The following is a 15,207-nucleotide window of genomic DNA, read 5'->3' as shown; positions in this document are numbered from 1 at the left end:
ATTTAATTAGCAAAAATAGCTAATATTGTCTTGGAAAAATACCATACTTGCCGTAGCTTAGTGCAATGATTGTAAATCAACTATGAAACAACAAAGACTGATAGCCATTACGATATTTTTGACCTGCTTGTTCAATTTTCCAATCTTATCGTTATTTAATAAGGCCAATTTTATTTTAGGGATTCCGATAATTTACGTCTATGTATTTACGGTTTGGTTGGTTGGAATTATTGTTGTGGCAGTCATTGCTGAATCTAAGAATGTAGAAGATACAACCGAGCATGAATAGCATAATATTGGGCATTATTTCAATTTATTATCTGGCTTTTTTGTTTTTTGTGGCTTATCAAGCTGAGCAAAGAACCAAAGCAGATAAAAGTGTGGTAAGCAATGCCAATATTTATTCGCTTTCATTGGCAGTTTATTGTACAGCATGGACTTTTTACGGGAGTGTAGGACGAGCGACTACTGATGGCATAGATTTTTTGGCTGTCTATATTGGGCCAACATTAGTGATGTTTTTGGCATTTCCGATACTTTTAAAGATTATCCGAATTTGCAAAACGCAACGTTTGACAAGTATCGCAGACTTTATTTCATCGAGGTATGGAAAAAATCGTTCTTTGGGCGTTTTAGTGACAATCATCTGTTTGCTTTCGGGCATTCCGTACATTGCTTTGCAATTAAAGGCGATTTCAAATAGCTTTGGTATTTTGACAAATAGTCTTAGAAACCCTAATGTATTAACCGATCATACCTTCTATATTGTTATATTATTGATAGTTTTTACGATACTTTTTGGTACCCGCAATGTAGAAGCAACCGAACGGCATGAGGGAATGGTAGCAGCAATTGCCACTGAGTCTATCATTAAATTAATTGCATTTTTTGCCATTGGAATTTTTGTGACCTATTGGCTTTTTGATGGATTTCAAGATATTTTTTCAAAAGCTAATGTTCTTGAATCTATCAATAAAAACTTTAAGATAGAGCCTATTAATGGTATGTCGATGTGGTTTTGGCACACTTTTTTGGCGATGATGGCATTTATATTTCTTCCTCGACAGTTTCAGGTGGCAGTAGTCGAAAATGTTGATGAAAAATATATAAATCGAGCAATGTGGTTGTTTCCATTATATATGCTGCTCATCAATATTTTTGTTTTGCCAATTACGCTTGCTGGAGAAATAATTTTTAGTGGAAAAACGTATAATTCTGACATGTTTGTTTTGTCAATTCCATTGCATTTTTCCAATGAATTGTTGGCCATTATTACCTATATCGGAGGATTTTCTGCGGCAACAGGAATGATTATCGTTGAAACAATCGCCATTAGTGTGATGGTAAGTAATAATTTATTAATGCCCATTTTTTTAGGAATTTCCCAATCAAAATCAATCATTAATAGAAATCCGAGTGCTTTTGTTCAAAATATACGACGATTGGCCATCGCAATTATTATTTTCTTGGGGTATTTTTATTTCAAATTTATCACTGAAAAATATTCATTGGTTTCGATTGGAATGACAGCATTCGTAGTAGTTGCACAATTTGCTCCTTCGGCTTTATGTGGAATTTTTTGGAAAAGAGGCACGCAAAAAGGAGCAATGGCTGGCTTGCTTGGTGGAACAATCATTTGGTTTTTTACGCTAATCATTCCTTCTTTGGTTAGTTCGGGAGTACTCGATGAGTCAATTATGCTTAAAGGTTTATGGGGAAATGAGCTATTAAAACCTTATGAATTATTTGGCATGACAGGAATGGATAATATTTCCCATGCGACATTTTGGTCTTTGTTTTTTAATACAACGCTCTATTTTTTGGGTTCATTGTGTACCAAACAAACTTCGATTGAGCATAACCAAGCAGTTCTTTTTGTCGATGTTTTTCAGTATTCAAAAGCAATCGAAAACTCAGTTGTTTGGAGAGGAAAAGCATTGGTTAGCGATATAAAATCTCTTTTAGAAAGCTTTTTAGGGATCAATCGTACTGAAAGAATCATCAGGATGTTTGCTGCCAGGAATAATGTTAATATTCAAACACGTTATGCTGACCCTCGTTTTGTGAATTATTCTGAAAAGCTTTTGGCTGGTATTGTGGGAACCGCCTCGGCTCGTATGATGGTTTCATCTGTTGCCAAAGAAGAGGAGATTTCATTAGATGAAGTAGTTGAAATTCTGAAAAAATCACAAGAGTTGATGGCTGTCAATAAAGAATTGGAGCAAAAATCGCAAGAATTGAAATTACTCACAGAGCAATTACAGGCAGCTAATGAGCAATTATTATTAACAGATAAACTAAAAGATGATTTTTTGTCAACTGTAACACATGAAATTCGTACGCCTTTGACATCAATCAAGGCTTTGTCCGAAATATTATTTGATAATGAAGATATTGAACATACAGAAAGGCAACATTTTTTGAATACAATTATCAAAGAATCTGACCGATTGACTCGACTCATCAATCAAGTATTAGATTTAGAGAAATTTGAATCTGGCAAAGTGCGGATTATGACTGAAACAATTGTAATTGAAGAAATCATTGAAGATGCGATTGAAACAATAGAGCAATTGGCAAAAGAGAAAGGAATTAAAATTAAGAAGCATATTGAGAAAAAACTACCAACTTTTCAAGGCGATAGAGACCGAATGATGCAAGTGATGGTGAATTTACTTTCAAACGCACTCAAATTTACTGAAATAGACAGAGGAATGATTGTTGTTTCAGCAATTAAAAATGACAATTATTTATGCGTTAGTGTGAAAGACGATGGGGCAGGCATTGCAAAAGAGTACCAAGAATTGATATTTGATAAATTCTATCAAGCCCATGATCAAACGATTAAAAAACCAAAAGGGAGTGGCCTTGGGCTGGCAATTTCAAAACGAATAATTGAGTTACATCAAGGAAAAATTTGGGTAGAAAGCGAAGTAGGGAAAGGTTCTGAATTTTCATTTTTAATTCCTTTTAATTAATTAAAAAATAGAACTAATTGGCATAAAATCTATTACAACAAATAATTAAGACCATGAATATTCAAAAAAACATTAAAGTACTCATCGTTGATGATGAGCCAAATATATTGCTTTCATTAGAGTTTTTAATGAAAAAAGAAGGCTTTATCGTTTTTATTGCCCGTGATGGAGAAGAAGCATTTGATATAATTAAACGAGAGCATCCAAAAATTGTTTTATTGGATATCATGATGCCGAAAGTGGATGGTTATGAAGTTTGTAAATTTATCAAGCAGAATAATGATACAAAACAAACGAAAGTGGTTTTTTTGAGTGCGAAGAGCAAGGAGGTAGATATTGAAAAAGGTTATAGTGTTGGGGCGGATTTATACATACCAAAGCCCTTTTCAACTCGTGATTTAGTAAAAAAAATAAACATGATGGCTGCGGGGGTTGTCGCCTAAATGGCACCGAAAAGATTGAACTTGTACAACAAAACTATAATAAATCAATGAATTATGACTCATTTTATAGGCGAAGCATTGACCATCCAGAAGAATTTTGGGCGGAACAAGCAGAAAAAATTGCATGGTTTGAAAAGCCTTCAACGGCATTATCTTTAGATGAAAATGGCTTTTATCGTTGGTTTAAGGGTGGTAAAATGAATACTTGCTATTTAGCTGTTGATTACCATATTGAGCAAGGCAGAGGCGAACAAACTGCTTTAATTTATGATTCAGCAGCCACCAAATCAGTCAAAAAATATACATTTTTAGAGATAAAAGAAGAGGTATCTAAAATCGCTGGTGCTTTGAAATCTTTAGGCGTGAATAAAGGTGATACCGTGGTGATTTATATGCCTATGGTGCCAGAAGCTGCTTTTTCAATGCTTGCGTGTGCCAGAATAGGGGCTGTTCATTCGGTTGTTTTTGGTGGATTTGCTCCGCATGAATTGGCGATCAGAATTGATGATGCCAAACCACAAGTTATCATTTCAGCTTCGTGTGGAATCGAATTTGATAAAGTTATTCCTTATAAACCTTTGCTCGATGAGGCTATTCATTTGGCTAATCATAAAATCTCGCATTGTTTGCTCTTGCAACGTCCAATGAAACTTGCAAGTATGGTAGAAGGGAGAGACATTGATTTTGCTTCTTATGTGAAAAATGCCATACCTGCTGATTGTGTATATGTCGATGCAACTGACCCACTTTATGTGCTTTATACCTCTGGAACTACTGGTAAGCCCAAAGGAATCGTAAGAGATAATGGTGGACATGCGGTGGCTCTTAACTTTTCAATGAAATATATTTATGATTTGAATCCTGCGGATGTTTTTTGGGCTGCTTCTGATGTTGGTTGGGTTGTTGGACATTCATATATAGTTTATGCCCCTTTGATTTATGGTTGTACTACGGTGTTTTTTGAAGGAAAACCCGTCAGAAACCCCGATGCAGGAACTTTTTGGAGAGTAATTGATGACCATAGAGTTAATGTTTTCTTTACTGCTCCGACAGCTTTTAGAGCCATAAAGAAAGAAGATGCAGAAGCAAAACTAAAAGAAAAGTATGACCTTAATAGTTTGAAATCTATCTTTGTGGCAGGCGAAAGATGTGACCCGCCAACTTTAGAATGGTTACAAAATATTACAAAAATACCCATCATCGACCATTGGTGGCAAACAGAAAGTGGCTGGGGAATTGTAGCAAATATGATGGGAGTGGAGCAGTTTACAGTAAAGGCAGGTTCTGCAACTAAGCCAGTTTGTGGATTTGATGTACAGATATTAGGAGAAAATGGTCAAAAATTAGGAGCTAATGAAGAAGGTTATGTATGCTTAAAATTGCCTTTACCACCCAGTTGCTTGCCAACTCTTTGGAATGATGATGAACGTTTTAGAAGTTCATATCTCAACAAGTTTGAAGGATATTATCTTACTGGTGATGGAGGCTACATTGATGAGGATGGTTATGTTTTTATCATGGGCAGGATTGATGATGTAATAAATGTTGCAGGACATCGACTTTCGACAGGAGAAATGGAAGAAATTGTTGGTTCACATGAAGCAGTCGCAGAATGTGCAGTTGTAGGAATTTCTGATGAATTACGTGGACAGAGACCCATTGGTTTGGTTGTATTAAAGGATGGTATTGCATACACCGAAGATGACATGGAAAGTGAATTAGTTAGCCTTATTCGTGACCAAATTGGAGCAGTCGCTTTTTTTCGTAATGCCATTGTAGTAAAGCGTTTACCAAAAACTCGTTCAGGTAAAATTTTACGTAAAACAATTCGCCAAATAGCTGATGGTGAGCAATATACAATACCTTCAACCATTGACGATCCCATGATTTTAACAGAAATTACCCATACTTTAATCAATCGAAAAGTAGGGAATGCTTTTCAATAAGTAAAAACAATAATCTATTAATACACTTGAGTTGAATTATAATAATATTCACTCATTCAAAAATTCATTCATTCACTCATTATATTTAACCAAATGAAAATCAACTCTTTCCAAGAATACGAAGAAGCGTACAAGAAAAGTGTAGAAAGTCCCGAAGATTTTTGGGGCGAAATTGCAGCTAACAATTTTGAATGGAGAAAACCATGGAGAAAGGTATTAAACTGGAATTTTAGCGAACCCAAAATTGAGTGGTTTGTAGGCGGAAAACTTAATATTACTGAAAACTGTCTTGACCGTCATGTAAAAGACAAACCAAATCAACCTGCCATTATTTGGGAACCAAACGACCCAAATGAAGAAAGTATTACACTTACTTACCGTCAATTATTTGAACGTGTTTGTCGTTTTGCCAATGTTTTAAAACGTAATGGTGTTAAAAAGGGCGAAAGAGTTTGTATCTATATGCCAATGATTCCTGAGTTATCAATTGCTGTATTGGCATGTGCAAGAATTGGTGCTATTCATTCAGTTGTTTTTGGTGGCTTTTCTGCTTCTTCTATTGCCGATCGTATCAATGACTCACAATGTGTTGCTGTGGTTACAACTGACGGTGCAGTACGTGGAAATAAAGCGATTCCGATGAAAGATACTGTGGATGATGCACTCATTGGCTGTCCGTCAGTGAAAAAAACAATTGTTGCCACTCGTACTCGTACAGCAGTAAGTATGATTAAAGGTCGTGATGTTTGGTGGGAAGAAGAAGAAAAGCACGTGACAAGCGATTGTCCTGCCGAAGAAATGGACTCTGAAGATCCACTTTTTATCCTTTATACTTCAGGGTCAACTGGTAAACCTAAGGGAGTTGTTCAAACTTGCGGTGGTTATATGGTTTATTCTGCCTACACATTCCAAAATGTATTCCAATATAAGCCTGGTATGATACATTTCTGTACAGCTGATATTGGTTGGATAACTGGACATTCATATATAGTTTATGGTCCACTGGCTTCAGGAGCGATTTCTGTATTGTTTGAAGGTGTACCAACTTATCCTGATGCGGGTCGTTTTTGGGATATTGTAGAAAAACATAAAGTGAATATTCTTTACACTGCTCCAACAGCCATTCGTTCTTTGATGGGTTTTGGCTTGGAATATGTGGAAGGAAAAGACCTAAGCTCTCTCAAAGTATTAGGTTCGGTAGGGGAACCAATCAATGAGGAGGCTTGGCAATGGTATTCTAAAAATATCGGTAAAGATAAATGCCCAGTAGTTGATACATGGTGGCAAACTGAAACGGGTGGAATAATGATTTCAGCTTTGGCGGGTATTACTCCTTTAAAACCTGCTTGGGCGTCATTACCGCTTCCTGGCGTACAAATGATGTTAGTAGATGAAAATGGGCATGAGATTTTGGGTGGAGATGTTAGCGGAAACCTCTGTATCAAATTCCCTTGGCCATCCATTTTGCGTACTACTTGGGGCGACCATGAGCGTTGTAGAACCAATTATTTTTCAGCATATCCAAACCTTTATTTCACAGGTGATGGTGCCATGCGTGATGAAAATGGTTTCTACCGAATCACTGGTCGGGTAGATGATGTCTTAAATGTTTCGGGTCATAGAATTGGTACTGCCGAAGTTGAAAATGCCATCAATATGCACACAGGTGTGGTAGAAAGTGCCATAGTTGGCTATCCGCACGACATCAAAGGTCAAGGAATTTATGCCTACGTAATTTGCGAAAGTTTTGTTCACGATGAAGAATTGACTCGCCGAGATATTTTGGCAACAGTATCTCGTGTAATTGGACCAATTGCAAAACCTGATAAAATTCAGTTCGTTACTGGTCTACCAAAAACTCGTTCTGGCAAAATCATGCGACGTATATTGCGTAAAATTGCCGAAGGCGAAACTTCAAGCTTAGGTGATACATCAACGCTTCTTGATCCAAGTGTAGTAGAAGATATTAAGAATGGAGCTGAAGCTTTAAGATAAAACTTCGCTTTTACATAAAATGGTTAGTTCATAATGAATTATGGGCTAACTATTTTTTTGTTTTTAATCTAATTTACTTATTTATTATTAGTTTTGCTTATAAAAATTTTGAAATTATGAGAATAGAAAGTCTTTATTTAAAAAATATTGGACCATTTTTAGAAGCAAATCTTGATTTTATAGGAAGCAGTGATAAAACTCCTGTAACAATTATTACTGGTGAAAATGGGACTGGAAAGACTATTGTTTTGGATGCTATTAGGGCAATAATATTGGGATTATCTAGTAAACTTCAAAGAAATATTGTTAGAGAAAAAGAAGACTTTCAAATTGATTTATTTTTGAATAATGGTCAACTCCCCATTAGACTATTTTCAGATACAATCACTTCAGACGATACAAAATTTAAACAAAACGAAATTTCAGCAAGAAGAAATAGGAATACTATATTTGGTGATGATTTTGGATTTAAGTTTAGTGATACAAATAAAGGGAAGGATATTTGGATTACAAACTATTGGACTTCAAAAATAAGTAATGAAAAATTAGAATTGAAAAGTTTAACAGCTTTAGACCCTAAGAATTATTTAATAGGTTCATTAGATGGAGAACAATCTAATGTTGAAGTATTAAAAATAATAACCTACTTTGATTATTTAAAAAGTAGTGATAATCCTAAAGAAAAAAAAGAAGGCGAGTTCTTATTTGAAACACTCAAAAAGATAATCAAACTAAGTTTATTTGAAGGAGAGTTTAGATATGTTGAACGAAAAACTTTAATGCCAATTGTTTCTCAAAATGGATTTGAGGTTTCTTTAGATAAATTAAGTAGTGGTAATTTGTATCTTATTCAAAGATTAGTTACTCTTTTGGGTCAGATGTATTCGGTTTACACACTGAATAATTTGAAATTAGAAGAAATGCTTATAACGCCAGGTTTACTCCTAATTGACGAAGCCGAAAATCATTTACACCCGAAATGGCAGAAGACTTTTCTTAAATCAATATTAGAAATCTTCCCTAATTTGCAAATTATTGTTACAACTCACTCTCCCTTTATTGTTTCCTCGGTTGAAAATGCAAGAGTGTATGTTTGTAAATCAATGAAAGACCACTCTGTAGTTGTTGATGAAACTGATTTGTATGCAAATATGCCAATTGAAGAAATTCTAAGTTCACCGATTTTTGAAACACTTTCATTTAACGAAACAATTTCTAAATTAATTGAAGAAAGAAAGATAGCAATTGAAGCTGGGGATTTAGAAAAATCTCATAAACTTGAAGAAAAATTAAAGGAGATAAACCCCGAATATTTTTCATATTTTGATGTTAATAAACTCTTGGAAAGTATTGCGGGATAAAGATGAGATATATAAATAGGCTACCAAAACCACAAATATTAGTAGAGAAGGAGCAGCATTGGACTTCTCAATTTCTCTCATCTACCAATAAAAGACCTGACAGTTCAAAATACAGGCATCCTGATATACTCGCTACTTTAAATTCGATGAGTTTTCATAAATGCTTTTATTGTGAGCAAAAGTTAAAGGGTGTTCCAAGTGAAATTGACCATTTTATTGAAGTTGACGAAAGAAGAGAATTGGCTTATAATTGGGATAATTTGTATCTTTCTTGTACTAATTGTAATAATAAACTACCCAATAAAAGTATTTCAGTTAAAGATGCTTTGGATGCTTGTTTTGATGCTGATGAAGTAATTGAAAAACACTTGTATTTTGAAAAAGAGTGCATAAAGGCGAGAGGTAATAGTAATATTGGGGCAAAAACCATTCAGAAATATAAGTTAGATACAATTCAATTAGACCTATTACGTTCAAGAAAACTAACTGATTTTTACAATGTTCTTCTCAAAATTAAAGACTTACAAATTAAGCAGAAAAGAAGTTCTTTGACTATTGACGAAAAAGAGAAATTACTTCAATTTGCTAATAATGATAGTTCATTTTCTTTGATGTTTAAATTGTTATTGAGGAAAATTGGTATTTAATATGACAGCTTCCAAACTTCTCCTCCAAAAAACCATCAATCACATTCATCCATTAAATGAAAAAGATTTTGAGGCATTTTATGCTTTATTTAAGCCTTTTTCTGCAAAAAGAAAAGAAATTTTGACTCACATAGGAACGACAGAAAAATATTTATACTTTGTAGTTGATGGTTTACAAAGAATGTATTATTCAGATGAGCAAAACCGTGAAGCTACCTTGTTGTTTTCATATACAGGTAACTTTGCAGGTGTTTTAGATTCAATGATGAATCAAAAACCTTCAAGATTTTACTACGAAACTCTCAGCCCTTCCAATTTTTTGCGTGCTTCATTTCAGCAAATTGAGGTTTTGACCCAAACCAATCCTGCCATCGAACTTTTGTTAAGAAAAGGTCTTACAAGTGCATTTTCAGGTGTTTTAGAAAGAATAATTGAGCTGCAATGCTATTCTTCTGAAGAAAAATTCAAGCAATTGTTATTTCGTAGTCCGCATATTTTGCAACTTGTTCCGCATAAATATTTGGCAAATTATATCGGCATTGATGCAAGTAATTTTAGCAAACTTATAAATAATATCAAGATATAAAGATTGGTTTTTACCAAGATTTTCTAAAATTTTATCGATCAATTTTGCAATCGAAATTGTTATTTAACTCTTAAAAAAATATAACAAATGCAGACAATCGATAAACTCTCCTTACTTGAAAATTTAGAAAATCAAGTAGAAAAACATTTACAAATAACCATTCGAATTTTTCAAAATCTTTCAGATGAAAATTTGTTAAAACCTTCATTGTCAGGAGGTTGGAGCATTGCTCAATGCCTTGAACATCTTAATTCTTATGGACAATATTATTTGCCTTTATTTGAAAGTGGTTTAGCAGGAAGCTCAGAAAATTTAGGAAATAAAATTATCAAAAGTTCATGGTTAGGTACAAAAGCCATTGATTCCATGGACTTATCTAAAAGTAAGAAAAAATTTAAAGCTTTCAAAGGACATATTCCTGCAAGTAATTTGGATGCCAAAGCTGTGGTAAGTGAATTTATCAATCAGCAAGAAAGATTATTGAAAATTTTACGAATTGCTCGATCAAAAGATGTTCAAAAAATCAAGATTCCGATTTCAATTGCTCAATTTTTGAAATTACATTTGGGCGATGCTTTACAGTTTTTGGTAATGCACAATGAACGCCATATTCAGCAAGCTAATTTCAATTTGTAAGTAATTTTTTGTTTGATTTTTATATTTTTTCATACATATTTGCGAATCTACTTGAAAGTTGATCATGAAGAAATTTACATTAACCGCACTGTTAATTACGCTTTTACAAGTTATCTTTTTTGTACAAACAAAATCAGTTGATTTACTTATAAAAGTTGCAAGTATCATCAATATCTATAAAGATAAAGTTGCTGATAATCAAGTAATTGTGGTTAAAAATGAAAGTTTTTTAGTGGTGGCTCAGTAAATAATTTAAGTAAAGTCATATTATTTTAGCAAATAAAAAAGCAGAATCAAACAACTTATATTATTCGATGAAAAAACATATACACTACGCTTTTTTAATTATTTTTTTATCTCTTCTATCTTCAAAAGTACAAAGTCAAAATATATACTTAGGTAGTGAAATCTTTTCCACTTGTGTTGATTCCATTAAAACAGTTTCTACAACTATCGAAGGCGAATTTGCCAATGATAATCAGTTTTTTATTGAATTTTACAGTATTGATGGCTCCAATAGATTGGTTTATTCTCAAGCGGTGCAGGTCGTGAACAAAAAAATAAGTTTTACCTATCCAATGAGTGTGTATCAATATCATAATTATGTGACTGTAAAGATGCGTTCAACAAATCCTGCAAATACCCGATATGTGGGCGATTTGCCGATTTATAGCAAACCCAGTTATGCCTATCTTTATGAGCAAAAAACAGCGATTGAAAGTGGGATTTTTAATAAAAATGATATCGTAGAATTACCCTTTAGGATTTATACGAATACAGATGTTAATATTGAAACTACATCTGGGATGAAGCTTTTAAGTGCTGGGGGAGGAGGTACTCGAATTTACAGCTATCGCGAAATAATGAATACTACTGGTGTTTATGGAATTAAGAAGGCCTCCAATTTTTGTGGCACAACTAATATTTTATTTGGGTATAGCTTAAAAGTTAATAGCGAACGTTTTAAACTTCACAAAACTGAACAAACAGAATATGTGTGCACTGGCAATAAGTTTGTGGTTGACTTACAAACCGACAATACCTTGCCCGAAACAGGGATAAGTTTCTTAGTAGATTTAACAAATACGAATGGGCAAAGTAGTGGACTCAATTTTTCAAGAAATAAGCAGCAATTAATTATTGATATTCCTGAGTATCAACAAGCTGGTGATTATACTTTACAGGTAAGAGTTGTTGAAAGTGAACTTTTAGCAACCATACCGATAAAAATTAAAGATACGCCCACATATTCTATAACTGGAACGTATGACGTAAAATACGGGGAAAGTTTCTTGATTACAGGTTTTAATGCCCCATTTCAGAATAATTTTAATTATGAATATTTAAATTTATACTTAAACAGTAAAGTTAAGTTAGAAATTAATCAACAACGAGAACTAAAATATAATTTTCCAAAGGAGTCTGGGATGTATTATTTATCAGGTGCTTTTAGTGCCGACTTATCTACATCATGTGTAAGCAAAATGACAGGAGGAATACAAGTAAATGTGAAACCAAGCATAAAAATCGAATCAATTTCAAATGAAGTTTTATGTAGAGGACAAGATTTTATTCTGAAGCTAAGTTCAAATCAAGTACTTTCTTCATCATACAATTATAAAGTGAGATTGGGGAAATATGCTACAACTGAATCATTTTCAAATAGGAAGTATTATTATTCAACTTTTGAGGAATTAAACGCTACATGGGTGTCGGAAAACACAATCAAATTCACAGTACCAGTAAATGCAACTTTAAATACTAAGCCAGCGTATTATATTTCAGTTGTGATAGATAACCCCAATACTGAAGGCATTATCTATCCAAACCCTATTCGGATTTTAGAACCTCCCAATGTCAGTTTTGTCAATTCAACCTATGTGATTTCACCAACATCTTATGTGGCCAACTACACCACAAATTCACATATTGGGTGGGTTGAGATGTCAGATGGTAGGACATATCCACTTGAAGAAAATATTGAAACTGGCCGAGAAAATGTTGGATTTATCCGTTCGATGGCTTATCAAAGTGGAACATATTTTCCAATAAAATCTTGGAATCAATGTGGTAATGGGACAGTGGCAGGAAGTTATAATGTTAGTAATACCAATCCATCAGGAGTAGCAATATTGTTTGCTCCATTGAAGAAAAAATATTATTGTGTTGGAGATACCATTTGGCTTGATTGGATAAAAAATGGAGTTTTTAATGCAAATAATAAGTTTTTTATAGAATTTTCTGAGCCTTACATCCCAAGTATAGAAATTTCGGCCAATCAACGGTTTATTATTTCAACCTTAAGTTCGGTAATAAATAGTCCGCTAATTAGAATAAAATCAACTTCTCCTGAAATCTATTCTTTATGGAGAGATTTAGGCGTTCAAGAAAAACCTATTTTGGCAAATATAAGCATGAAAAATGTGCAATATGGAGCTTACAACGTTTCGTTTGATACAGTAACTGTGAATAGCTATTCTCCTGTAGTTTTTTATGGACATGGAGGCACTTTTAAAAATACTTCTAATCAAATAATTCCATTAGATGTGCCAATCTCTTTCACAAAGGATACAGTCATCACTATTGCACAAGTATCTAATGGCTGTGTTAATCAAGTTTTCAATAAAACACTCAAAATAAATTATCGACCCTATTTATGTTATGTTAATGATATTCAAGCAAGCTGTAATAAAGGTAAAACATTGATACGTTTAAAGTATTTTTTCTATGGAGACTATTCATTGCCAATAAATTTAGCGGTTCAATTCTCAAATCCAGGTAGTGGTACTTGGACAACTCTTACGACAAAGGCTCAATACTCTGATGAGATTTGGGCCGAGTTAAATTCAGCAAGTGTAAATGGTACGTATTGTTATATCAGACTTGTAAAAATTGATGAACAAAATCGAGTGACTGATATTTTGAGTAGGAACTTTACAGAACTCATAAAAAAATATGAAGAAAACTATAGACTCACAACTTCACTTGGTAATAATGTTTCGGCAGCTACATACCCCTTTTACTTAACTTTAACCACAACTCCAGAATCACCCAATTTTTTTTATAATTTTTATAATCCTTATGGAATATTGAATCAGACAATGACATTGTACAAAGACGAAGTTTTCACAGTTACAAATGCTTATTCAGACTGTGGTTTTGTCAATGTAACAGATACCGTTAAGGTTAAATTTGTTCCACAATTGATTTCAACACATATAAATACCCCTCCGTGTAAAAACAATCAGAATCCTCTAAGTTTTACGTATGAAGTTTTGAATTCTTTTCCAGTTGGTACAGTCATAAAATTTTATATTTTTAATAGTACAAATAAATATTACATTGGACAAGTAAATCAACTTGATGGCTGGTTTTCTACTATTTTGCCTATAAATATTCCGCTTGGGACATATAGCTTGGGTTATGAATCGGCTGATGGGGTATTTACTAAGACTATATATTGGGGTCTTGAATATGGAGATACAGGTAAGGCAAGAATTATTAGTGGCACTATTGATAAATATTATAACGACCCCTTTTATGTTCCGTTTGAACTTAAAGACGGATATAATTTTTATGATATTACACTCAATATATCTGACTATATCTCATTCCCAGTATATGATTATAGAAAAATAACAATTAATGAAGATGGTTTTAAACTTGGTAGCTTAGTGTCAAATCAAGCCCCTTCGGAAGTATTTATAACATCTTTAAGAACGCTTGCGGGAAGCTGCTCAAATCAAATTTTAGAAGGGAAATTAAAAGTGAATTATTTGACAGGATATTCAAATAGAATTTATGCTAACATTAATATAAATAATGGCAATTTGCCTATAAAATGTGTAGGTGCTGAGACTCTTCCAGTTTCTTTGACTTCACAAGGTTATTTCTACCCTGATAATCAATTTATTCCACAATTGTCAGATTCTACGGGGTTAAATTTTACTGATTTGGCTTATACCCAAAGTGGCAATAATTTTACAATAATACTTCCTGAAAATCTACCAACAGGTGAAGGTTATAGGATTAGGTTTCGCTCGACATCACCTGTTGAATATGGTGCATCAAGTGTTTCAAATATAGTAGTAAAAGCTCGGCCAAATGTACATCTTTTGGGTTCATATAGAATTAATGAAGGAGAAACTGTTACACTAAATGCAAACTTAACAGGAGTTCCTCCATTTAATATTACCTATAATAATGGTCAGACTATCATAAATTTATTGAACAACTCATTACAAACTGTATTTACACCCGTACAAGATTTTAGTTATTCCATCAGTAGTATTCGTGATAAATTTTGTGTGGGTAGTTCTTCAGGTAGTTTAAATGTAACTTTGAATTGTCCTCAAATAAAACAATTTAGCTTGATACATAACGAAAATAGGATATTTAAAGCGTATGAAATTAGAAGCAATGCAAGGATTGACCAGAATATAAATATCAGATACAAAGGAGGTAAATCTATATTATTAGAACCGGGCTTTAAAGTTGAGAATAATGCAGTATTCACTGCTGAAATGAATGGGTGCAACTAAATTTTTACTTTAATACAAAGAATGGAATTTGTAAGCAATCTTTTGTTTGATTTTGCTAATTTTTCATACATATT

11 protein-coding genes are annotated in these 15,207 nt (G+C 33.3%); all 11 read left to right on the top strand.

Annotation, left to right across the window (positions count from 1 at the left end; all coding sequences use genetic code 11):
• Positions 1 to 82: 82 nt before the first annotated feature.
• Positions 83 to 289 carry a hypothetical protein gene (locus tag ACQUQZ_RS14210; RefSeq protein ID WP_435355663.1) on the top strand — a complete coding sequence of 69 codons (207 nt, stop codon included), beginning with the start codon at positions 83 to 85 and terminating at the stop codon, positions 287 to 289.
• On the top strand, positions 282 to 2,978 hold the full coding sequence (locus tag ACQUQZ_RS14205; RefSeq protein ID WP_435355662.1) for a sodium:solute symporter family transporter: 2,697 nt from the start codon (positions 282 to 284) through the stop codon (positions 2,976 to 2,978). The genes ACQUQZ_RS14210 and ACQUQZ_RS14205 overlap by 8 nt, the downstream gene beginning before the upstream one ends.
• A gap of 53 nt (positions 2,979 to 3,031) precedes the next feature.
• Positions 3,032 to 3,421, top strand: a complete 390-nt coding sequence (locus tag ACQUQZ_RS14200; protein WP_435355661.1) for a response regulator — start codon at positions 3,032 to 3,034, stop codon at positions 3,419 to 3,421.
• A 14-nt stretch (positions 3,422 to 3,435) separates the two neighbouring features.
• On the top strand, positions 3,436 to 5,367 hold the full coding sequence (locus ACQUQZ_RS14195) for a propionyl-CoA synthetase (protein WP_435357656.1): 1,932 nt from the start codon (positions 3,436 to 3,438) through the stop codon (positions 5,365 to 5,367).
• A gap of 93 nt (positions 5,368 to 5,460) precedes the next feature.
• Complete coding sequence (acs, locus tag ACQUQZ_RS14190; protein ID WP_435355660.1) at positions 5,461 to 7,362, top strand: acetate--CoA ligase; 1,902 nt, start codon at positions 5,461 to 5,463, stop codon at positions 7,360 to 7,362.
• 116 nt (positions 7,363 to 7,478) lie between these two features.
• Complete coding sequence (locus ACQUQZ_RS14185; protein ID WP_435355659.1) at positions 7,479 to 8,723, top strand: AAA family ATPase; 1,245 nt, start codon at positions 7,479 to 7,481, stop codon at positions 8,721 to 8,723.
• 2 nt (positions 8,724 to 8,725) lie between these two features.
• Positions 8,726 to 9,370, top strand: coding sequence for an HNH endonuclease (locus tag ACQUQZ_RS14180; protein WP_435355658.1), 645 nt, complete (start codon positions 8,726 to 8,728; stop codon positions 9,368 to 9,370).
• A gap of 1 nt (position 9,371) precedes the next feature.
• A complete protein-coding gene (locus ACQUQZ_RS14175) occupies positions 9,372 to 9,956 on the top strand; it encodes a Crp/Fnr family transcriptional regulator (RefSeq protein ID WP_435355657.1) in 585 nt (194 codons plus the stop codon).
• Between the two features lie 87 nt (positions 9,957 to 10,043).
• Positions 10,044 to 10,592, top strand: coding sequence for a DinB family protein (locus ACQUQZ_RS14170; protein ID WP_435355656.1), 549 nt, complete (start codon positions 10,044 to 10,046; stop codon positions 10,590 to 10,592).
• A 64-nt stretch (positions 10,593 to 10,656) separates the two neighbouring features.
• Entirely contained in the window at positions 10,657 to 10,839 is a 183-nt protein-coding gene (locus ACQUQZ_RS14165; RefSeq protein ID WP_435355655.1) for a hypothetical protein, read from the top strand.
• A 67-nt stretch (positions 10,840 to 10,906) separates the two neighbouring features.
• The gene (locus ACQUQZ_RS14160) at positions 10,907 to 15,133 is read left to right on the top strand and encodes a 3-coathanger stack domain-containing protein (RefSeq protein ID WP_435355654.1); all 4,227 of its coding nucleotides are present in this window, start codon (positions 10,907 to 10,909) and stop codon (positions 15,131 to 15,133) included.
• Positions 15,134 to 15,207 lie beyond the last annotated feature (74 nt).

This window comes from Emticicia sp. SJ17W-69, from assembly GCF_051209875.1.
GTDB lineage: Bacteria > Bacteroidota > Bacteroidia > Cytophagales > Spirosomataceae > Emticicia.
Note: the sequence above shows the minus strand (reverse complement) of the source record. Positions and strands in the feature narration are given on the sequence as shown.

What these genes read in the sequence shown, in the direction of transcription:
- ACQUQZ_RS14200 (WP_435355661.1), top strand. Translation starts at nt 3,032, where the DNA reads ATGAATATTCAAAAAAACATTAAAGTACTCATCGTTGATGATGAGCCA.
- ACQUQZ_RS14170 (WP_435355656.1), top strand. Translation starts at nt 10,044, where the DNA reads ATGCAGACAATCGATAAACTCTCCTTACTTGAAAATTTAGAAAATCAA.
- ACQUQZ_RS14180 (WP_435355658.1), top strand. Translation starts at nt 8,726, where the DNA reads ATGAGATATATAAATAGGCTACCAAAACCACAAATATTAGTAGAGAAG.
- ACQUQZ_RS14210 (WP_435355663.1), top strand. Translation starts at nt 83, where the DNA reads ATGAAACAACAAAGACTGATAGCCATTACGATATTTTTGACCTGCTTG.
- ACQUQZ_RS14165 (WP_435355655.1), top strand. Translation starts at nt 10,657, where the DNA reads ATGAAGAAATTTACATTAACCGCACTGTTAATTACGCTTTTACAAGTT.
- acs (WP_435355660.1), top strand. Translation starts at nt 5,461, where the DNA reads ATGAAAATCAACTCTTTCCAAGAATACGAAGAAGCGTACAAGAAAAGT.
- ACQUQZ_RS14185 (WP_435355659.1), top strand. Translation starts at nt 7,479, where the DNA reads ATGAGAATAGAAAGTCTTTATTTAAAAAATATTGGACCATTTTTAGAA.
- ACQUQZ_RS14160 (WP_435355654.1), top strand. Translation starts at nt 10,907, where the DNA reads ATGAAAAAACATATACACTACGCTTTTTTAATTATTTTTTTATCTCTT.
- ACQUQZ_RS14175 (WP_435355657.1), top strand. Translation starts at nt 9,372, where the DNA reads ATGACAGCTTCCAAACTTCTCCTCCAAAAAACCATCAATCACATTCAT.
- ACQUQZ_RS14205 (WP_435355662.1), top strand. Translation starts at nt 282, where the DNA reads ATGAATAGCATAATATTGGGCATTATTTCAATTTATTATCTGGCTTTT.